This is a genomic window from Kordiimonas sp., from assembly GCF_965216265.1.
Taxonomy (GTDB): domain Bacteria; phylum Pseudomonadota; class Alphaproteobacteria; order Sphingomonadales; family Kordiimonadaceae; genus Kordiimonas.
In genome coordinates this window covers 1,303,752-1,324,377 of record NZ_OZ244153.1, presented here as the reverse complement: position 1 = coordinate 1,324,377, position 20,626 = coordinate 1,303,752, and the positions used below count along the sequence as shown (strand labels likewise).

General features: G+C 55.0%; 14 protein-coding genes. 5 read left to right on the top strand and 9 right to left on the bottom strand.

Annotated elements, in window-relative coordinates:
- Nucleotides 1-9: 9 nt before the first annotated feature.
- On the top strand, nucleotides 10-1,050 hold the full coding sequence (locus ACOOGA_RS06105; RefSeq protein ID WP_420429966.1) for a 2-oxoacid:ferredoxin oxidoreductase subunit beta: 1,041 nt from the start codon (nucleotides 10-12) through the stop codon (nucleotides 1,048-1,050).
- 76 nt (nucleotides 1,051-1,126) lie between these two features.
- Here the strand turns inward: ACOOGA_RS06105 and ACOOGA_RS06100 are convergent, their stop codons facing one another.
- Nucleotides 1,127-1,519 carry an SRPBCC family protein gene (locus ACOOGA_RS06100; protein WP_420429965.1) on the bottom strand — a complete coding sequence of 131 codons (393 nt, stop codon included), beginning with the start codon at nucleotides 1,517-1,519 and terminating at the stop codon, nucleotides 1,127-1,129.
- 205 nt (nucleotides 1,520-1,724) lie between these two features.
- On the opposite strand from ACOOGA_RS06100, the gene ACOOGA_RS06095 reads away from it, so the two are divergent.
- Nucleotides 1,725-2,054 (top strand): ArsR/SmtB family transcription factor, encoded by a 330-nt coding sequence (locus ACOOGA_RS06095; RefSeq protein WP_420429964.1) that lies wholly within the window; start codon nucleotides 1,725-1,727, stop codon nucleotides 2,052-2,054.
- 1 nt (nucleotide 2,055) lies between these two features.
- Nucleotides 2,056-2,493: an SRPBCC family protein gene (locus ACOOGA_RS06090; protein ID WP_420429963.1), complete on the top strand. Its 438-nt coding sequence runs from the start codon at nucleotides 2,056-2,058 to the stop codon at nucleotides 2,491-2,493.
- On the opposite strand, the gene ACOOGA_RS06085 is transcribed toward ACOOGA_RS06090, so the two are convergent.
- The 6 genes from ACOOGA_RS06085 to glgC all read right to left on the bottom strand — a co-directional run bounded on the left by ACOOGA_RS06085 (nucleotide 2,490) and on the right by glgC (nucleotide 11,855).
- A complete protein-coding gene (locus ACOOGA_RS06085) occupies nucleotides 2,490-3,188 on the bottom strand; it encodes a helix-turn-helix transcriptional regulator (protein WP_420429962.1) in 699 nt (232 codons plus the stop codon). The two genes, ACOOGA_RS06090 and ACOOGA_RS06085, sit on opposite strands and share 4 nt — an antisense overlap.
- A gap of 86 nt (nucleotides 3,189-3,274) precedes the next feature.
- The gene (locus ACOOGA_RS06080) at nucleotides 3,275-4,909 is read right to left on the bottom strand and encodes an alpha-D-glucose phosphate-specific phosphoglucomutase (protein ID WP_420429961.1); all 1,635 of its coding nucleotides are present in this window, start codon (nucleotides 4,907-4,909) and stop codon (nucleotides 3,275-3,277) included.
- A gap of 7 nt (nucleotides 4,910-4,916) precedes the next feature.
- A complete protein-coding gene (gene malQ, locus ACOOGA_RS06075; protein WP_420429960.1) occupies nucleotides 4,917-7,037 on the bottom strand; it encodes a 4-alpha-glucanotransferase in 2,121 nt (706 codons plus the stop codon).
- Nucleotides 7,038-9,152, bottom strand: coding sequence for a glycogen debranching protein GlgX (gene glgX / locus ACOOGA_RS06070; protein WP_420429959.1), 2,115 nt, complete (start codon nucleotides 9,150-9,152; stop codon nucleotides 7,038-7,040).
- Nucleotides 9,153-9,162: 10 nt separating this feature from the next.
- The gene (glgA, locus tag ACOOGA_RS06065; RefSeq protein WP_420430625.1) at nucleotides 9,163-10,614 is read right to left on the bottom strand and encodes a glycogen synthase GlgA; all 1,452 of its coding nucleotides are present in this window, start codon (nucleotides 10,612-10,614) and stop codon (nucleotides 9,163-9,165) included.
- A gap of 11 nt (nucleotides 10,615-10,625) precedes the next feature.
- Nucleotides 10,626-11,855, bottom strand: a complete 1,230-nt coding sequence (gene glgC / locus ACOOGA_RS06060) for a glucose-1-phosphate adenylyltransferase (RefSeq protein ID WP_420430623.1) — start codon at nucleotides 11,853-11,855, stop codon at nucleotides 10,626-10,628.
- Between the two features lie 273 nt (nucleotides 11,856-12,128).
- Here glgC and ACOOGA_RS06055 point away from each other — a divergent pair, with 273 nt between their 5' ends.
- Complete coding sequence (locus tag ACOOGA_RS06055) at nucleotides 12,129-14,573, top strand: glycogen/starch/alpha-glucan phosphorylase (protein ID WP_420429958.1); 2,445 nt, start codon at nucleotides 12,129-12,131, stop codon at nucleotides 14,571-14,573.
- A complete protein-coding gene (gene glgB, locus ACOOGA_RS06050) occupies nucleotides 14,563-16,788 on the top strand; it encodes a 1,4-alpha-glucan branching protein GlgB (protein ID WP_420429957.1) in 2,226 nt (741 codons plus the stop codon). The genes ACOOGA_RS06055 and glgB overlap by 11 nt, the downstream gene beginning before the upstream one ends.
- A gap of 14 nt (nucleotides 16,789-16,802) precedes the next feature.
- On the opposite strand, the gene ACOOGA_RS06045 is transcribed toward glgB, so the two are convergent.
- Together ACOOGA_RS06045 and ACOOGA_RS06040 are read right to left on the bottom strand one after the other, a co-directional pair.
- Nucleotides 16,803-19,016, bottom strand: coding sequence for an ATP-binding protein (locus ACOOGA_RS06045; RefSeq protein ID WP_420429956.1), 2,214 nt, complete (start codon nucleotides 19,014-19,016; stop codon nucleotides 16,803-16,805).
- Between the two features lie 307 nt (nucleotides 19,017-19,323).
- Nucleotides 19,324-20,487 carry a type III PLP-dependent enzyme gene (locus ACOOGA_RS06040; protein ID WP_417462475.1) on the bottom strand — a complete coding sequence of 388 codons (1,164 nt, stop codon included), beginning with the start codon at nucleotides 20,485-20,487 and terminating at the stop codon, nucleotides 19,324-19,326.
- Nucleotides 20,488-20,626 lie beyond the last annotated feature (139 nt).

Below are 20,626 nucleotides of genomic sequence, written 5' to 3'. Positions count from 1 at the left end.
GTAGGTGCCATGAACGAATTGAGCGCCCCCAAAAAAGACCTGACGATTAAAGACTTCACGAGCGATCAGGAAGTGCGCTGGTGCCCCGGCTGTGGTGATTATGCCATTCTCAAATGCATGCAGCGTACGCTGCCGGAAATGGGCGTCACCCGCGAGAATACCGTGTTTGTATCTGGCATCGGCTGTTCCAGCCGCTTCCCTTACTACATGGATACATACGGCTTCCATACCATTCACGGGCGTGCGCCTGCGGTTGCGACGGGCCTCAAGCTCGCAAACCCGGAACTTGATGTTTGGGTGGTAACCGGTGACGGCGATGGTCTCTCGATCGGTGGTAACCACCTGATGCACGCGCTCCGCCGTGATGTGGATTTGAATATCCTGCTGTTCAACAACAAGATTTACGGTTTGACCAAGGGGCAATACTCCCCGACCTCGGACCTTGGCACACGGTCCCCTTCAACGCCGCAAGGTTCTGTTGACCCGGCGCTGAACCCGATCAGCTTTGCGCTGGGTTCAGGCGCGCATTTTGTGGCCCGCACGGTGGATACAGCCCAGAAGCATATGCCCGGCGTGTTCAAACGGGCGCATGCGTTCAAGGGCGCGTCCTTTGTTGAAATTCTGCAGAACTGTATCGTCTATAACGATTCTGCCTGGCAGGGTATCACAGAGAAGAGCGTGGCGGCTGACAAGCAACTGCTGCTCGAGCATGGCCAGAAGATGCTGTTTGGCGCTGAAGGCAACAAGGGCATCCGGTTTAACCCGCAGGCTTTTGCGCTTGAGGTTGTTGTTGTGGGTGAAAACGGTATCACCGAAGATGATATCTTGACCCATGACGAGACCAACCTGCAGCTCGCGCGCATGCTGGGTGAGCTTGGTGGCAACCCGAATGAGCCGATGGCGATGGGTGTGCTGTATGCGCGTCAGGCAGACCACAGCTACACCGACGCTGTGATTGGGCAAATGCAGGCCGTGAAAGGCAATACAACGCTCAAGAAGATGATGTATGGCGGCCAGACCTGGCAGGTAAGCGAGACGATCACCTCGTAATTATCATCAGTTTTACCATTTAGTGAAAAGCCCGGCTGTTATGCCGGGCTTTTAGTTATGCTTGCTGTCAGCTCGGTTACATGCCGGCTGCTTCGATCTTCAGGTCGTTGGGGAAGGGGCGCCCCGTGCCGGTTTCCACCAGATCGCGCATACTGAGGACGAATGTCGCCCATTTAGTTGAGCAGTGATGGAAAAAGCCAGCTTCGTCGGCCCAACCGATATGGCGGAACATCAAACGATTTTGGCCGTCGTCGTCGATAATCTTGAACTCAAGTTGGGTGCCTACCCAGTCGTCCGGCCCTTCGGTTACTTCCCACAGGACAAAGCCGTCGTGGTTTTCTTTAACGACCATGTCGAACCCGCCGTTTTCCCCGAAACGAAAATTGATCGTGCCGCCTTTCGCGGGATCGCCGGTGGTTGTTTCGGTCCACCAGCCTTGAAGTCCCTCTAGGGTATCAAGAGCGGCCATTATTTTCGCTTTTGGTGCGTTGGTACTAAAAGTGTGACAGATATTCGCCATCATGTTTCTCCTTCTTGGCTATCTGTCATCCATTTTAGAAGCGGAATATATGATAGAAAGTGAATATGTGGAATGTCTTAATATTCATTATAATATTGAAATATATACATAAATTTAATTTGATTCTAAAATTGATACATTATATTTTCCATATATGGAAAATGAAGATCATCTCGATGCCGTGTTTATGGCCTTGGCTGACCAGCGCCGGAGGGCAATGCTCGCCGAGCTTGCCGCAGGTCCCCGCTCGATTGGGGATCTAGCTAAAATCGGCGGTTGGCGTATGAGTGCCGCATCAAAGAATATCGCTGTGCTTGAGACGGCAGGGTTGGTGCTCAAATCACGCCAGGGCCGTGAGGTCTATTGCCATATGAATTTTGACGCTTGGCGTGCGGTTGCCAGTTATATTGCGCTCCACGCCAAGTTTTGGGCCGGACGGTTGGATGAGCTTGAGACTTATATAAAAGAAGCAGGGGGAGAGTGAGATGGAACCACTTGTAATCAAGCGTGTGATGCCGTGCAGCAAGCGCCAACTATTTGACGCGTGGGCGAAACCGTCTGTTATGGCGCGCTGGTTTTTTGCGAGTCAGACGCCGGTTAAAAACAGCACCGTCCGGAACAGCTTTACGGTGGGCGGTGGCTATAGCTTGACCATGCACCTCAAAACCGGCGATTACACCATGAACGGTGAGTATAAGGAGATCAATCGCTACAACCGCATTATCTTCACCTGGAGCTCACATATCATCGAGCACAGCCTGGTACAGCTTGATTTCAGGGAGCTTTCTCCAAACCGGACAGAAATGGTGCTAACCCAAACCCGCTTTCCATCTGACGAGGTGCGGGCAAGCCATGATCAGGGTTGGAGCGGTTGTCTTGACAGTCTTGAGCGTTTTGTCGCCGCTGAATACGGCGAAGCCTAGTCTTTAAGGCCATCCCTATAGTTCAGGCGCGCCAGATAAGTCTTGAGGCTCGTCTCAGCCGTATCAGTGAAGATCTCACCGGTTGAGCTTGCGTTCAGCATGCGGTCCAGCCTGAAGTGGCGGAAGTCTTTCCTCAACTCGCACCATGCCAACATCATCCAGACGGGGCCAATAAATACTAGCGATAGCGGCCTGACCCGCCGCCGTGTGGCAATGCCTTCTTCGTCGGCATAACTGAGGTCCAGCACTTCTTTATGCCGCACCGCTTGCCTCAGGTATGAGAAATCAATGTTCCATGGCAATTTTGCCCGCGACGGCGGGGCGAAAAGCGCGATGCCGGAGAAGGTTTCCCGGTCGTGGGCGGTGAGCACGTTTTTGATCTTGAGAATCAGGCTTTTTGCGGACGCAGCCATTTTCTCGTCAGTCCAACTTGAAACCATCGCGGCCCCCAGCATCAAGGTTTCAAGCTCGTTGACATCAAAACTCATGGGCGGCAGGTAGTAGCTTTTGTCGAGAATATAGCCCACACCGGCTTCGCCAGAAATGGGCACTCCTGTGGTGATCAGGTCCTGGATGTCGCGGTACACTGTTCGCACGCTAATATCAAATTCATCAGCGATATCCTGCGCGGTGATGGCAATACGCCGTCCCTGCAGGAAACTAACGATCTGGAAAAGGCGGTCTGCGCGTCTCATGATGCCATTATACTCATGCCTACTGACAAAAAACGTCAGCAGGCTGGCAGTAGCCTGTCAAAAGGTCAAGCGAAAGGCATGAGGTGTCAGGAAATCACGTCGGGTTCCTTACGTCCCGTATGCTGGAAAATGCCGGCGATCTGGTCTGCGGCCCTAATGATGCGTTCAAGCGCAACCTGAGTTTCGGTTTCAAACTCCTCAGGGTCGGCAACATAACGCTCCAGATACACCCGTAGTGTCGCACCGTCAGTTCCTGTGCCGGAAAGTCTGAAAACGACGCGGGCACCGCTTTCAAATAAAATGCGAACCCCTTGATTGTTGCTAACCGAGCCGTCAACCGGGTCCGTATAGGTAAAATCATCTGCGCTTGCGACGGTTTCACCCTCAACCGATTGCCCCGGCAGTGTAACCAGTTTAGCCTTCAGTGCAGTCATGAGCGCCTCGGCGGCGGTGCTATCAACCGCCTCATAGTCGTGGCGGGAATAGAAGTTGCGACCATAGGTACGCCAGTGCGCGTGCATAATCTCCTGAATGCTTTCCTGCCGCTCTGCCAGAATATTGAGCCAAAGCAGAACAGCCCAAAGGCCGTCCTTCTCCCGCACGTGGTCTGAACCGGTGCCTGCGCTTTCTTCGCCGCAGAGCGTGGCTTTTCCTACATCCAGCAGGTTGCCGAAAAATTTCCAGCCAGTGGGGGTTTCAAAACACGGCATGCCAACTTCTGCGGCCACACGGTCCACAGCGCAACTGGTGGGCATGGACCGGGCAACACCTGCCAGACCATTTTCATACCCCGGTGCGAGATGGGCATTGGCGGCAAGTACCGCAAGGCTATCACTTGGTGCCACATAGATACCGCGCCCGAGGACGATGTTTCTGTCGCCGTCCCCGTCAGACGCTGCGCCCATATCGGGGGCGCCGGGCGCAAACATCACATCAAAAAGCGCGCGTGCGTGCACGGGGTTTGGGTCCGGGTGATGACCACCAAAATCTTCAAGCGGTTCAGCGTTGATAACCGTGCCTTTTGGCGCACCAAGCTTACGCTCAAGAATATCCTGCGCGTAGGGGCCTGTGATGGCATGCATGGCATCAAAACGCAGGCGGAAGCCACTTTTAAACAGCTTCTTGATCTTCTTGAAGTTGAAGAGCCGTTTCATCAGCTTCCTGTATTCCTTTACAGGGTCGACAATCTCAACTGCCATACCGCCAAGCGAGAGTTCCGCTATCTCGGAAAGCTCAATATCCGCAGTGTCGAGGGTTCTGTATTCGCGAATGCTTTGGCTTTCAGCATAGATTGCATTGGTGATGACCTCTGGTGCAGGGCCGCCATTATCGCTGTTATATTTGATGCCGAAATCCTCATCCGGGCCGCCTGGGTTGTGGCTGGCAGACAGAATGATGCCGCCTTTTGCTTTTTGCTTGCGAATGAGGCAGGACGCGGCGGGCGTGGATAAAAGTCCGCCTTGCCCGACCACCATGCGCGCAACACCGTTTGCCGCCGCCATCCGGAGAATGATCTGGACCGCATCACGGTTATAGTACCGCCCATCGCCGCCAAGGATGAGCGTCGCGCCCTCCATGTTCTCAACCGCGTTGAAGATACTTTGGACAAAGTTCTCCAGATAATGCGGCTCTCTAAAGGTTTTTACCTTCTTCCTCAGGCCCGAGGTGCCGGGCTTCTGCCCAGCAAATGGCGTTGTCTCAATTTTGACTATGCGCGTCATAATGCTTTTATTCTCCGAAGGGGGGCGGCCTTTGTATTTTAATCGCCTCGACGATACGGCGAGAATGGGGATGTTCAAGCGTGTTCTCAACAGGGACGGGGATCTTACGGCGCCAATTTGGCTGTTCTGTGGTCGTGCCGGGAACGTTGGGCTGATTCTTTAGCCCTAACAGGTCCTCGATCTGGAACGCGACCGTATGCGCGTTGGACTGCGCCAAAAAAGCATGCACCGCGGCGGCAAGCTCAACAGACAGTTTCGCAGGTGCGGCGTCCGGGGAGATACCCTCAGGCAGAAGACCTTCCGCTTCCAATAGCTTCAAGAGAAGCCAGCGATCATGAAATCGCGCGCCTCTGTCACGTGCCAGCGTATTGGTGCCGATGCCAAGCGCCTCCCGCCAGCCGAAGTCCTCCTCTTCCCAAAACCCTTTGAGGGTCGGAAAGTCATGATTGTTGATCGAGGCAAAGCGGTTTTCGTCGTAGTGCGCGGCAGGTTTGAAGGCCTCGCCTTCGCGTTCAAAATAGAGGATGGAACAGCCCATCAAGCCTTTATTAGCAAGCTGCTCGCGAAAGCCCGTGGGCACAGTACCGAGGTCTTCGCCAACAACCGAGCATGCGTTCCTGACACTTTCAAGCGCGATGATGCCAAGAAGCTCATCGCGAGGGTAGGTCATATAGTTGCCGGGTAAATCTGCGTCGAGCGGACACCAGAAAGCGCGGTTGAGCCCAAGGATATGGTCGATACGCACAAGCCCGGCGCTTGTCATCACCTCGCGCAGGGTTTTGGCGAAAATGCGGTAGCCGGATTTCCTCAGTGCGATGGGGTCAAGCGGCGCCAGATGCCATTTCTGCCCGTCCGGATTTGCGGCATCACCCGGTGCACCAAGGCTCATGCCGCCGACGATGGCGCTCTTCTCCCCCCACGCCTCGGCGCCCCCCGGCACCATGCCAACTGCAAGGTCGAGGTAAAGCCCAACCTGCATGCCTGCGGCCAGCGCGCGGGTTTGCGCCTCAGCCAGTTGCTCGTGGGCTATCCATTGCAGGTAACAATAATATTCAACCCGGTCTGCGTGCTGCTCGGCGACGTGCCTTGCGGCGGCGTTGTGGGGAGCCTGAAGCGCCTCGGGCCAATTCTGCCAGCCCTTGGCTTTACCTGTTCGGGTTTGTTCAAGTTCAAAGATCACATCGAACAGCGCGTGGCGAGAGAGCGCGGTGCCTTTTCGTTCGCAAAATGCGCTAAAAGCGCGGTGGCGTGGGCCGTTGGGGCTGAGTGTCTTGAATAGGCTGAAAGCCGCTTCAAAGGCGGTGTGTTTCAGTGTGTAGACACGCTGGTAGTCCACCAGCTCAGCTTCGCGCGCCAGCGCGTATTCGGGGCAGTTTACAAGGCTATCAAGCGCCATGCGTCCCTTTTTGCTGCGGGTGAATTCGTCAATCCTGTCCGGCGCAATATGCATGATATTGAGGAACTCACGGCTTGACGGGGAATAGGGGCTATACATTTCCGGTGCTGAAGGGAATAGCGCATGCACAGGGTTGAGACCGATAAAGTCAGCACCCTTTTTCGCCGCGCGCTCCGCCATTACGGCCAGGTCTTCAAAGTCGCCGATGCCCCAGTTGCGCGAGGATGTCAGGCCGTAAAGCGGGACAGTCAGGCCCCATATCCGCTGCCTGTGGGTTTGGCTGGAGATATCAAGCGTGCGAGCGGGCGTGACAATAAGCGGACAGCTTTGTGCTAAATCGCCGGTGCGTATTTCCAATTGGTGGTAGCCAAGCGGGAGGATGCACCCCGTGGCAATCGCGTGCCCAGACGTTGCACCTGTGAGGGTGTCGCCGTCTTCCAGCGTGATGGTCCATGGTGCGGGCGCTTCAATAGTGCGCTGGAGCGGCAGCGCCATGTTGGGCCTCTGCTCAACGACCAGGCAGGCTGGTAGCGGTGCATTCTGCTCTGATGTTATGCGGGCGAGCTCTTGCTCAAGGGCTTGGTTGTTCGAGGTGTTTATATTGAGCGCTGCGAGCTGGGAAATTTTGGTCTCATCGCTTGCGGTAATATAGTCCCCGGCCAAGTTATTATAGCCGTGATAGACCCCAAGGGTCTCACATACTTCATGCAGCAGATCTGCGTTCAAGCTCATCTATCGGGGCTCTTCCTTGACGGCGACAATAGCAACACTTTCAGCGGTGAGCGAGAAGGTTTGGCGGGGCGTTTCATCCGCTTTAAACTCTTCACCTATTTGGGCAGTGTTGAGCACACAGGTGCCGGTCATGCCCTTGGGCAGGGTGACTGTGAGATCGCCCCCGCTAGCGTTCATGAAAACGATGAAGGTGCTATCGGTGAGCGGTTTTCCGTCCGTCCCCATTGGTGCGCCCGCTGACCCACACAGCATGAGACCAAAGGCGGGCAAGGCTGCATCGCGCCAGTGATCATCGGTCATCTCATCGCCGGTCGTTGTGAGCCAGGTGATGTCTTTGATGCCTTGTGCGCTTTGGTGTTTGCCGTGCATGAAATGCCTGCGGCTGAAAACCGGGTGCGCGCGCCGGAACGCGATCAGTTGCCGGGTAAACTCTAACAGTTGTCGGTCAAGGCCGCGCCAATTCAGCCAGGTGATTTCATTGTCCTGACAGTAGGCGTTGTTATTGCCTTTCTGGCTGTGGCCGATCTCGTCACCCGCGAGCAGCATGGGTGTACCCTGTGCTGTCATGAGCGTTACCAGCAGGTTGCGCACACGTTTGGCACGGCGTTTCAGGACAACTACGTCAGCGGTGGGCCCTTCTGCGCCGCAGTTGTCGCTCAGGTTATGGCCGTGCCCGTCACGATTTTCCTCCAGGTTCGCTTCATTGTGTTTTCCGTTGAAGTTGGCTGTATCCTTGAGAGTGAAACCGTCATGGCTGGTAATGAAATTGATGGAGGAATGCGCTGTGCGACCGCCATGGTCAAAGAAATCGGCGGAGCCGAGCATGCGCGCGGCCAAGTCTGGCACAGTGCCGTTGTTACCGCGCCAGAAGGCGCGGGCACTGTCGCGGAAACGGTCATTCCATTCTGCCCAGCCGGACGGGAAGGCGCCAAGCTGATATCCGCCCGGCCCGATATCCCAAGGCTCCGCAATCAGTTTCACGCGTGATAAAACAGGGTCCTGCCGCAAGGCGCTCAGGAAAATACTGTCGGCCCTGAAGCCCTCTGGTGTGCGGGCTGGGGTTGTTGCAAGGTCAAAGCGGAAGCCGTCTACATGCATCTCTTCCACCCAGAAACGGAGCGAGTCTGTCACCATCTGAAGCACACGTGGGTGGTCGGTATTGAGCGTGTTGCCGCATCCCGTATCGTTCACATAATAGCGTGGGTTATCTGCATCCAGCCGGTAGTAGCTTTTATTGTCGATCCCGCGCCACGAGAGCGTTGGCCCCAATTCCCAGCTCTCTGCCGTGTGGTTATAAACCACATCCAAAATCACCTCGATGCCCGCACTATGGAGCGCTTTCACCATGCGCTGGAAGGAGTGCACACCCGCAGGCCCTAGGTAACTGGCTTCTGGCGCGAAATAGGAAACAGGGTTGTAGCCCCAATAATTTGTGAGCCCCAGCTTGGTAAGCCGCGGTTCTGAGAAGGAGGCCTGCACCGGTAAAAGCTCAACGCTTGTCACCCCGAGCTTCACCAGATGCTCCAGCATCCTAGGCGATGAAAGGCCCTCAAACGTGCCGCGTTTCTTGACCGGCACACCGGTATGAAGCTGGCTGACGCCCTTGACATGAGCCTCATAGATGACGGTTTGCTCAGGCGTGACTTGGGGCGAAGCATCCTTGCCCCAACGGAAATCCGGGCGGCTGACAACACATTTTGGCATGAAGCGCGCGCTGTCTTGTGTGTCGAAACTGAGGTCAGTGTGTGGCGCGGCTGTGGCGTAGCCAAAAAGCGCGTCATGTTGGCGGAAAGCCCCGGAAAGCCTGCGTGTGTAGGGGTCGATCAGCAATTTATGGGCATTAAACCTGTGGCCGTCCTCTGGGGCGTAGGGGCCATGCACCCGGTAGCCATATAGCTGGCCTTCCAGCACGTCGGGCATAAAGCCATGCCACACACCATTTGTGTGTTCCGGCAAGGCTACCCGTGACAACTCACGTTTGCCGTCAGGGGAGAAAAGGCACAACTCAACACCGGTGGCATTTTCGGAAAACAGCGCGAAGTTGGTGCCGCCATCCAGAATGGTTGCGCCAAGAGCATTGGGGCTTCCCGGTCTTGGTGGCGCAAAGGATGTCACGAGGGTCTCCCTAATTAGTATGGTTTAAAAGGGTCAGATATATCTGCCGGTAACGGTCTGCGGGTTGTTGCCAGCTAACGTCCTGTTTCATGCCGCGCTTTCGTATGGCACTGAAGGTTCGCTTGTCGCGGAACAGGGCAAAAAAACGGTCGATGGCCGCAATCAGGCTATCAAAGGTTACCGGTGAAAACTGGATACCGTTCCCGGCACCCGCCATCAGCGCTGCGTCATTCGTGTCAACGATGGTATCGGCCAGCCCGCCAACCCGTGCCACTATGGGCACTGTGCCGTAGCGAAGCGCGCACAGTTGGGTCAGGCCGCACGGCTCAAAGCGGGACGGGACGAAAATAGCGTCCGCGCCTGCCTGAATAAGGTGTGCCAAGGGCTCATCATAACCGATGACGGTGGCAACATGGCCTTTGTGGCTCTGGCTGGCTTTCTGGAACGCTGCTTCAAGGTCTTTGTCCCCCGTGCCCAGCACAGCCAACTGGCCACCATTGCCAATGATATGCGGGATGGCGCCAGCAAGCAGGTCCAGCCCTTTTTGTTCGGTCAGGCGGCTGATCACACAAAACAGTGGTGCGTCCTTGTCCACCTCCAGCCCCAGCTGTTGTTGGAGGGCAGTTTTGTTTTTCGCTTTACCAGCAGGCACTTTCAGGCTGAAGGGAGCAGCAAGCGAAGCATCAACTTCAGGGTCCCAGACCTCGGTATCAATGCCGTTCGTGATGCCAGATACATGGGCGGCCCGGCTTTTGAGCAGCCCGCCAAGTCCCATACCGCCGTCATCTGTCTGTATTTCCCGCGCATAAGTCGGGCTTACGGTGGTGGTGTGGTCGCTGTAGATGATGCCAGCCTTGAGGAAACCAACCTGATCCCAATATTCAAGCCCGCTTTGGTTGAACATGCTGCTCGGTAGGCCAAGGCCCGCGAACGTGGTTTTTGGGAACAGGCCCTGAAAGGCAAGGTTATGGATTGTGAAAACGGTTTTTGGCCTTGGCGCGGGCAGCAGCGAAAGATACGCAGACGCGAGCCCCGCCTGCCAGTCATGCGCGTGCAAAATATCAGCTTGCCACTTGCCATCAAGCTGGCCATGCGCGAGCGAGGCCCCCACTTTTGCAAGGGCCGCGAACCGCTTGTGGTTGTCAGGTCGGTCCTTGCCGTCTGTCCCTTGATAAGGGTTGCCTTCCATATCAAACAGATGCGGTGCATCAAGCAGATACAGCTTCACCCCCGTGGGCGCGGTGGCGCTCAAAAGCACGGCATCGCCGCCTATGATGTCTTTAATCTCTGACATTTTTTTCTGTTTGAGTGCCGCTTTTTTAACAGCAGGGAACGCAGGCAACAGCACGCGTGCGTCATCACCGGCGGCGGTAAGTGCACGCGGCAAGGCACCAATAACGTCCGCGAGGCCCCCCGTTTTAATCAGCGGAAAACATTCCGACGCAACAAACAGCACGCGCAAGGGCGCTTGGCTCATCCCTCATGCTCCAATCGGTCGATCATCTTTTGGGTGATCAGGCAGATGCCCTTTTCGGTGCGGTGGAAACGGCGCGCATCGTCTTCAGGGTCTTCCCCCACAATCAATCCGCGCGGGATTTCAACGCCGCGATCAATCACACATTTGGACAGTCGTGCCCCTCGGTTGACGTTCACATACGGCAGAGCCACCACATGCTTAAGGCGGCTGTATGAGCGTGCGTGAACGCCGGTAAACAAGAGCGACCGTTCGATATGGCTGCCGGAAACAATGCAGCCACCCGCCACAAGCGAGCTGATGGACGCACCACGGCGCCCTTCCTGATCGTGGATAAATTTGGCAGGCGGCGTGATCTCTGCGTAGGTCCAGATCGGCCATTCCCGGTCATAAAGATTCAGGCCCGGCTCAATGGTTGCCAGATCAAGGTTTGCTTCCCAGTAGCTGTCCACGGTGCCGACATCGCGCCAGTAAGCCTCGGCTCCCGGTACGCTGCGAATGCAGGATTTGGTAAAACGGTGGGCAAAGACCTTTGCGTTTTCAACGAGGTAAGGAATGATGTCCTTGCCAAAATCGCGAGATGAGTTCGGGTCGGCGGCATCACGCTTTAACTGGTCGAACAGAAATTTGGTCTCGAACACATAGATGCCCATGGATGCGAGGCATGCATTTGGCTTGCCGGGAATGGTGGGCGGGTTTTCGGGTTTTTCAAGGAAATTGGTGACATAGTCGTCGTCATCCACATGCATGACACCAAAGCCTTTGGCTTCTTCTGGTGTTACTTCAAGGCAGCCGATGGTGACATCCGCGCCAGAGTTCACATGCTCCTCGAGCATCATCTCATAGTCCATTTTATAGACATGGTCGCCCGCCAGAATGACCATGAATTTGGGGGCGTAAGATTCGATGATGTCGATGTTCTGGTAAACCGCGTCCGCTGTGCCTTCATACCACTGGGTTTCAGATACCCGTTGGGAGGCAGGCAGAATGTCGAAACTCTCGTTTCGTTCAGCCCGGTAAAAGTTCCAGCCGCGTTGCAGGTGCTTGATCAGGCTGTGCGCTTTATATTGTGTTGCAACACCAATGCGGCGAATGCCTGAATTCATGGCGTTCGAGAGGGCAAAATCGATGATGCGGCTTTTGCCGCCAAAATAAACAGCAGGTTTCGCGCGTTTATCCGTAAGCTCTTTCAAACGGCTGCCGCGGCCGCCTGCAAGCACATAAGCCATGGTGTGACGCGCGTAGGGTGCTGATACTGTTGTTTTCAAGACATGTCCCCCGAATTTCGGTTTTGGCGGTGCACTTCAGTGCTTGTAATAGTCTTGCAAAACTGCAATCGATTGCGCAATAAAAGAATCATATTAGCGCTAGAATGTTTGCGAATTGGTTTCTTGAGAAACTGATCCGCCATTGTAAATCAGATGTCACAAAATGTTTTTTACTCTCAGGTAGAACGCTACCGACACAATGTGTTTCCTCTACTGCGACAAGGCTAAAGTAATATGACAACCCGCGATTTGGACATGCCCGTTACACCCGCCAACGCCCTGACACTGGGAGATGCAGTATTGAGGCATCTCGTTTACTCGGTCGGCAAGGATCAATCCCATGCTGTGGAGCGCGATTGGTGCGTTGCCCTTTCGCTTGCGATTCGCGACCTGATGGTCGACGGCTGGATGGATACTACACGCCGCATCTATAAAACCAAACAGAAGCGGGTTTATTATTTATCGATGGAATTCATGATCGGTCGCTTGCTTGAGGATGCGATCGCCAACATGGGTTTGATCAAGGAAGCCAAAGAATTTTTCGGTGAGCTTGGCTTGAACTTGAGCGATATTCTGAACTCTGAGCCAGACCCGGCGCTGGGTAATGGTGGCCTTGGGCGCCTGGCGGCCTGTTTTATGGATTCGATGGCGACGGTGGGTGTTGCAGGTATTGGCTACGGCATCCGGTATGAGCATGGCATCTTCCGCCAAAGCTTTCAGGATGGCTGGCAGCTTGAAGAACCGGAAGATTGGCTGGTATTTGGTAACGCATGGGAGTTCCAGCGCCCTGAAGTGGAATATTCAGTTGAGTTCGGCGGTTCGGTCCAGCGCGACAATACAGGTAAAATGATCTGGACACCGTCGGAACGTATTCTCGCAGGTGCCTTTGATACACCAATTGCGGGTTGGGGCGGCAAACATGTGAACACACTCAGGCTTTGGTCTGCACGGTCAGCGGAAGTGTTGAACCTGCATCAGTTTAACCAGGGTGAATTTATGGCCGCCGCGCAGCAGCAGGTGCTTGCGGAATCGATCACCAAGGTTCTCTACCCCGGTGACCACACGGCAGAGGGGCGTGAGCTTCGTCTCAAACAGGAAGTGTTTTTCACCTCCGCCAGCCTTCAGGATATCCTGCGCCGCTTCAGACTTGATAACACCAACTGGAACGAGTTGCCGCAATATGCGGCGGTGCAGCTTAACGACACCCACCCGGCAATTGCAGTACCGGAACTTGTGCGGCTTTTAGTGGATAAACACGGGCTTGAATTTGTTGAATCGTTCGAGATCGCGCGGGCCACACTTCACTACACCAACCACACGCTGTTGCCTGAAGCGCTTGAGAAATGGCCGCTGGAATTGTTTGAGCGTTGCTTGCCGCGCCACCTGCAGATCATTCGCGAGATTGACAACCTGTTCGCCGCAGAAGTTGCCGCAAAATATGAGGGTAAAAACGTCGATCCCATGAAAGCGATTGACCCCCACCACGGTGGGTGGGTTCGCATGGGCAACCTAGCGTTCATTGGCTCAAGCCATGTTAACGGCGTGTCTGCGCTGCATACGGAACTGATGAAACAGACAGTGTTTAAAGACCTGCATGAAATTTACCCGGACCGTATTTTGAACCAAACCAACGGCATTACGCCGCGTCGCTGGCTTTATGAGTGTAACCCGCTTCTGGCTGACCTGATTACGGAGACAATTGGCGATGCGTGGGTGAAAGACCTTGAGCATATTGCCGCGCTTGCACCGCATGCGGACGATAAAACCTTCCGCAAGAAGTTTGCAGCAGTTAAGGCGGAGAACAAGGTGCATCTCGCCGCCTTCATCAAACAGCAAACCGGAATTGTGGTGAACCCCACCTCCCTCTTTGATGTGCAAATCAAGCGTATTCACGAGTATAAGCGGCAGCTCCTGAATGCGCTTGAGACCATGGCACTTTATAACGCCATCAAGGAAGACCCGAGCGCTGGCTGGACACCGCGGGTGAAGATATTCGCAGGCAAGGCGGCACCAAGCTATACACTGGCGAAGCTGATCATCAAGCTGATCAACGACGTGGCCGCCAAGGTGAATGCGGATGAAGATGTGGGCGACCTTCTCAAGGTGGTGTTCCTGCCAAACTATAATGTCTCTGCGGCGGAAGAGTTGATCCCCGGTGCGGACCTGTCTGAGCAAATCTCAACCGCAGGCTTTGAAGCGTCGGGCACTGGCAACATGAAGTTTGCGCTTAATGGTGCGCTCACTATCGGCACACTTGACGGCGCGAATGTGGAGATCAAGGACCATGTTGGTGACGACAATATCTTCATCTTCGGCATGGAGGCTGACGAGGTGGCCCGGCGCCAGCAGGAAGGCTGCCAGCCTTGGATGACGGTTTCAGAGACGCCGCGCCTGCAGGAAGTGGTGAAGCAGATATCATCGGGGTTCTATTCCCACGGCGATACGGAACGCTTTGCGGGTGTGGTGGATAATGTGCTGGCCCATGACTATTTTCAGGTAACGCCAGACTTTGACGCTTACTGGGAAACCCAGCGCAAAGTGGACGCCGAGTTCAAGGACGTTGACAATTGGCACCGGAAGGCGATCCTGAACACAGCGAATATGGGCTGGTTCTCTGCAGATCGTACAATCCGTGGATATGCGAAGGATATCTGGAAAGCCCTGCCGGATGAGGGGTGAAACAGTGCCTTTGAGCCAAGTGGTGATGGATCAGGCGGAAATTGAAGCAATTGTAAGCGGGCGGCATACGGACCCGTTTGCCCGCCTTGGCAGGCATGTGGAAGCGGACAGCAGCGTTATCCGCACCTATGCGCTGGGCGCGGAAAAAATTGAGGTTTTCACCCCCGCAGGCAAACGCCCGCTTGGTACGCTCACAAAAATCCATGAGGCGGGGCTTTTTGAAGGCTATCTCGCGCCTGCAAAAGCCAAAAACGGATATAGGCTGAAGGCCACCAGCGGTGGCAACAGCTGGTTCTATCAGGATGCCTACCAGTTTGGCCCGGTGATATCGGACCTTGATTTGCACTTGCTGTCTGAAGGCACACACGAGCGGGCCTATACCTGCCTTGGTGCCCATGTTTGTGAGCATGAAGGTGTGATGGGCACGGCCTTTGCGGTGTGGGCGCCCGGCGCGCATCATGTGGCACTGGTGGGCGATTTCAACCACTGGAACAGCACGCAGCATGTGATGCGCAGCCGGGGTGGAAGCGGCATCTGGGAACTGTTCATGCCGGGTATCGGCGACGGCACGCACTATAAGTTTTGCGTTTTCTCGGGTGATGGCAAACAACTGCCCCTCAAAGCCGACCCATTTGCATTTGGCACAGAATATCGGCCCAATACCGCCTCGGTGGTGCGTACAATCGTTGGCTATGGCTGGGATGACGGTAAATGGATGGCGGGCAGGGGTGCGCGCCAGAATATGCACGCGCCCATGTCGATCTATGAGGTGCACCTGGGGTCATGGATGCGCACGTGGGACGCAGACAACCCCTACCTGAGCTATGCGGAGCTGGCGGAGCGCTTGGTCCCTTATGTGAAAGACCTTGGTTTTACCCATATCGAGCTGATGCCGATCACCGAATATCCGTTTGACGGCTCATGGGGCTATCAGCCTGTCGGGCTATATTCGCCAACCCGGCGTTTTGGCACACCGGCAGAGTTCAAGGCATTTGTTGATGCCTGCCACAGGGCCGAGATTGGTGTGTTGCTTGATTGGGTGCCCGGCCATTTTCCGGCGGACGACCATGGGCTTGTGAAATTTGACGGTACGCATCTTTTTGAGCATGCGGACCCAAGGAAGGGGTGTCACCCCGACTGGAACACGCTCATTTTCAATTTCGGACGGCGTGAGGTCGCGAACTATCTGATCTCCAACGCGCACTTCTGGCTTGAGGAATATCATCTGGATGGTTTGCGTGTGGATGCTGTGGCGTCCATGCTGTATCTGGACTATAGCCGCAAGGATGGGGAATGGTTGCCCAACGAGCATGGCGGCAACGAGAATCTGGAGGCGATTGCTCTGTTGCGGGCAATGAATGAGCGTGCTTATGCCCTGAATGACGGGATCATTACGGTAGCGGAAGAATCGACCGCTTACCCTAAAGTCTCCGCCCCCACCTATGATGGGGGGCTCGGCTTTGGCTTCAAGTGGAACATGGGCTGGATGAACGACACGCTCAAATATATGTCCACCGAACCCGTGCACCGCAAGCATCATCACCATCAGATGACATTTGGCATCCAGTATGCGTTTTCAGAGAACTACGTGTTGCCGCTCAGCCATGACGAAGTGGTGCATGGCAAGGGTTCGCTGATCGGTCGTATGCCGGGTGACAGGTGGCAAAAGTTCGCCAACCTGCGGGCTTATTATGGCTTTATGTGGTGTCATCCGGGCAAGAAGCTGTTGTTCATGGGCGGGGAGTTCGCGCAGGAGCGTGAGTGGGACGCTGACAACAGCCTGGATTGGCACCTGCTTGAGAATGCCGACCACAAGAATATCCAGTCCCTTGTGCGGGACCTGAACCGGCTTTACCGCGAGACACCGGCGATGCACCGCCGAGACTGTACTGACGACGGCTTTCAGTGGGTTGACGGAAGTGCCGCCGACGACAATGTGCTTTCTTTTCTGCGCTGGGGTGGCGAGGGTACAAAGCCCTGCCTTGTGCTGTGCAATTTCTCACCCATCGTGCGGCACGGTTACCGTGTTGGCATGCCATACAAAGGTTTCTGGGCTGAGCGATTGAATACAGACTCGCAATTTTACGGTGGTTCCGATGTGGGCAATGGGGGCGGCGTGGATGCGGAGCCCGTGCCGTGGCATATCCAGCCTTATTCAGCGATGGTCACACTGCCGCCACTTGCGACCTTGGTACTGCAATACGCCCCGCGGTGACCGGTCTTTTGTGATCAGCCCTTCGCCGCGTCACTGCCCTCAGGTAGCCATTCCATCATGGCGGCGTAAAATTCCTCAGGTTTGAACGGCTTCGGGATGTGAGCATTCATGCCAGCTTCGAAGCAGCGGGTCCGGTCTTCATCGCTAACGTTCGCTGTCATCGCAATGATCGGCACCGGCGCGCCTCTATCGGTTTCGCGCAAGGCACGGGTGACCTCAATGCCGTCCATCTCAGGCATCTGAAGGTCCATGAGTATGAGGTCATAGGCACCAGATGATGCTTTCTCAAATGCTTCGCGGCCGTCCACGGCGAAGTCTGAATGCGCCCCAACTTGTTCCAACAGCTTGGCGGCAATCATGCGGTTGATGGGGTTGTCTTCCGCCACAAGGATGCGGGCACTTTTGAAGATAGTGTACTTCGCGCCAGTGGTGTCGGCCGTTTGGCGCGATTTTGTGAGTGCGTTGGCAGCGCTCATGTTCGCGTGCGCAAGTTGCACGTTGAAATGGAAGGTGGTGCCTGTGCCGGGTTCGCTTTCCACCCATATCTTGCCGTCCATCATCTCAACAAGCTGCTTGCAAATGGCAAGGCCGAGGCCGGTGCCGCCAAACCGGCGGGTAACCGTTTCGTCGGCCTGCGTGAAAGCACGGAAAAGCTTTTCCTGCTGGTCTGGGCTCACGCCGATCCCGGTGTCTTGGACGCTGCAGGAAATTTCCGTCAGCTTATCGCCGACCTCTTTTGCCGCAACGCGCACGGCTACAGCACCGTGATCGGTGAATTTAACCGCGTTGTTGACAAGATTGATCAGGACCTGCCGTAGCCGTGTTGGGTCGCCCATCAGTGCGGGCGGAAGCGTGTCTGTACCCTTGAGGGTCAGCGTCAGTCCTTTCGCGCGGGCAGCGGGTTCGATGATCGTATGGACACTGTCGAAAACCTCAGAGGGTGTGAAGCGTATTTTCTCCAGCTCCAGCTTGTCAGCTTCAATTTTCGAGAGGTCGAGAATGTCGTTGATCAGGGTCAACAATATATCGCCAGAGACCTGAATGTTCTGGAGGTAATTTTGCTGTTGCGTGTTTAGTTTGGTGGTGGCCATCAATTCGCTCAGGCCGATAATCGCGTTCATCGGCGTGCGTATCTCGTGGCTCATCCGGGCCAGAAAGTCGGATTTCGCTTTGCTGGCGGCACTGGCTTGCTCGCTCAACAGGCGCGCTGCGTCCCGCTCTTTCCTGATCTGGCTGATGCGGTTGGCGATACCGATGGAGAGGATCACCGTCTCAAGTGCCATGCCGATGGGCATCCCGTATTCCACCAAGGCAGAATGAGGAATTATATCAAGGCCACGCAGGATGCGCAGGCATACCCCCAACACAGGCAGCATCCAGCCGATGGCATAATAGATTGCAGCGTGACTGCCTTTACGAATGGTGCTGGCAAGGATGATGACGATGACAACAAGCCCCACGCCGGACATGAGGTTGAATACAAGGTCGATAGTGTCTGCATGCCAACCACGCGCGCTGATATAAAGCAGTGCGCAGGCCATGAAGATGATGCCCACCGTTCTGGCAAGGAAGGCCCAGCGCTGTGAAAGCAACCCTTTTTCCATAAAGGCGCAAAGGAAAAACAGGCCGCTTAATCCGTTCAATCCCAGCGAAAAAATCGTGATGTTCATCTGCTGCCCAACGGTCAGCAAGCCGGGGAAATAATGCGCCACCAAGCCATAGGCGGTGACGATATAAGTGAGGATGGAAAACAGAAACAGGCAATAATGCAAGTGAAAATCAAACCGAAGCACGGCCGCCAGCGAAATATTATAGATCAGCATGGCGAGGATGGCGCCTGCGATCAAGCTGACAAGAAGGTGGCCGTTTAGCTCATCGTTTTGCCAAGCGGTGTCTTTCGTGAAGCGAATTTCCCGGAACAGTTTGATGGATGACGGGTTCTGCAGGCCAACCAGAATATGCTCAACGGGTGCCTCCCTCGCGGGCGCTGAGAATTTGACAAAATTTCCAACAGACCAGAAGGCGTCAAAGTCACGAGGGCCGACATCATAGCTCTGCATGTAGCCGTCCGCATAGTGCAACTGTATGACCGCACGCTCGACCCAGTGACGGAACATTATGAGTTGATAATTTGTATGTGTGGCGGGTTTTACCTCGTGCAGTGTCATGGACAGCCACACCATGTCGCGGCGGGCCTGCACTTTGCCATCGCATTTTTGACCGGCCACCAAAGGCAGCAAATTAGGAAAGTCGTCTTGCCGTTCTGTATAGAAATAACAGGCGCCGGGCAGCAAGTTAGGGGACCTATCAGAGGTCTCTGAAGCAGCAGGTGAGGTGAGCAGGCAAGAAACAGCAAAGCACGCGAAGAGCAGCCGCAAAACTGCGGATGCAAGCCGGTTGAAACCGGGCGTCTGCTCTCCCATCATCATCCCCCATACCACGAGCCCGGTGAGGCCATAGGCCAATTAGCCAGCAAGTATTATTCGCCAACCATATAGGATGGCAAGATATTCTGGGCGGTAAAGGGTCTGTTGCCTAGATATAATAACCCTGTAGTGGCGGGAAGCCATTGAACTCAATGGCGCTGTAGCTCGTGGTGTAGGCACCGGTTGAGAACCAGTAGAGCCTGTCCCCGATCGCGAGGTTCAGCGGTAGCTGCACTTTGGTATCCTCATACATGATATCGGCGCTATCGCACGTTGGGCCTGCAATAATAGACGCTTCAAATTCACCCTGTTTTTCTGTGTAGATCGGGTATTTGATGGCTTCGTCCATTGTCTCGATAAGGCCGGAGAATTTACCAACATCTGTGAACACCCAGCGGTGCAGCGACATGCGCGCCTTGCGGGAGATCAACACAACCTCGCTTACCAGAATGCCGGCATTGGCCACAAGGGAACGGCCCGGCTCCAGAATGATTTCGGGCATGTCGTCGCCAAAGTCTTCCTTCAGGAAGCGGGTAATCTCGTTCGCATAAGTCTGAAGGTCATGGGCGCGGGTGACATAGTTGCCTGGAAAGCCGCCCCCCATATTGATCATCTTGAGAACGATGCCGTCTTCGTCGCGCAGGCGTTCAAAAATATTGCATACCTTGGCGATTGCGGCGTCCCACGCACCAATGTCGCGCTGTTGGGAACCCACATGGAAAGAAATACCGTATGGCTCGAGCCCAAGTTCGCGTGCGAGCACCATCAGGTCCATCGCCATGTCGTTCTGGCAGCCAAATTTGCGAGACAGGGGCCAATCAGCCGTATGGGTGCCTTCCGTCAGCACGCGTGCGTACACACGTGAGCCAGGCGCAGCTTTTGCGATGTTGCGCAGGTCATCTTCCGAATCTGTGGCAAACAGGCGCACGCCGCGCTCATAAAAATAGCGGATATCACGCGATTTCTTGATCGTGTTTCCATAGCTGATTCGGTCGGGTGTAACACCAAGCTCGAGCACTCGGTCCAGCTCATAGATCGACGCAATATCGAAATTGGAGCCCTTGTCCTTCAGAAGCCTGATGATCTCAGGTGCCGGGTTTGCCTTGACCGCATAAAAAACGCGGGCAATGGGGAAAGCGGCGGTCAGCTCTTCATAGGCGGCATCAATGATTTTGGTATCAACGACAAGGAAGGGGGTTTCTTTATCCTCCGCGAAGGCTTTGATCCGGTCAAAAGTCTCTTTGGGATAATAGTCTTCAATCTTGATTGTCATTGCTCAATGGGCCCTTATTATATTGCCACGCTGGGTGGGTGTGGGAGGTTACCCCGCGTCCACCGATGCAGAGAAAACTAGCACATGCTGTATTCTGGCCCAACGAAATTTAAGAAATTTGAACGGTGACGTTTGCCTA

Bases quoted from the DNA above. Each gene is read 5' to 3' on its own strand.
- ACOOGA_RS06100 (WP_420429965.1), bottom strand. From the start codon at position 1,519: ATGGCCGCTCTTGATACCCTAGAGGGACTTCAAGGCTGGTGGACCGAA.
- ACOOGA_RS06040 (WP_417462475.1), bottom strand. From the start codon at position 20,487: ATGACAATCAAGATTGAAGACTATTATCCCAAAGAGACTTTTGACCGG.
- glgC (WP_420430623.1), bottom strand. From the start codon at position 11,855: ATGGCTTATGTGCTTGCAGGCGGCCGCGGCAGCCGTTTGAAAGAGCTT.
- ACOOGA_RS06080 (WP_420429961.1), bottom strand. From the start codon at position 4,909: ATGACGCGCATAGTCAAAATTGAGACAACGCCATTTGCTGGGCAGAAG.
- ACOOGA_RS06085 (WP_420429962.1), bottom strand. From the start codon at position 3,188: ATGAGACGCGCAGACCGCCTTTTCCAGATCGTTAGTTTCCTGCAGGGA.
- ACOOGA_RS06090 (WP_420429963.1), top strand. From the start codon at position 2,056: ATGGAACCACTTGTAATCAAGCGTGTGATGCCGTGCAGCAAGCGCCAA.
- ACOOGA_RS06095 (WP_420429964.1), top strand. From the start codon at position 1,725: ATGGAAAATGAAGATCATCTCGATGCCGTGTTTATGGCCTTGGCTGAC.
- ACOOGA_RS06055 (WP_420429958.1), top strand. From the start codon at position 12,129: ATGACAACCCGCGATTTGGACATGCCCGTTACACCCGCCAACGCCCTG.
- glgB (WP_420429957.1), top strand. From the start codon at position 14,563: ATGAGGGGTGAAACAGTGCCTTTGAGCCAAGTGGTGATGGATCAGGCG.
- malQ (WP_420429960.1), bottom strand. From the start codon at position 7,037: ATGAGCTTGAACGCAGATCTGCTGCATGAAGTATGTGAGACCCTTGGG.
- ACOOGA_RS06105 (WP_420429966.1), top strand. From the start codon at position 10: ATGAACGAATTGAGCGCCCCCAAAAAAGACCTGACGATTAAAGACTTC.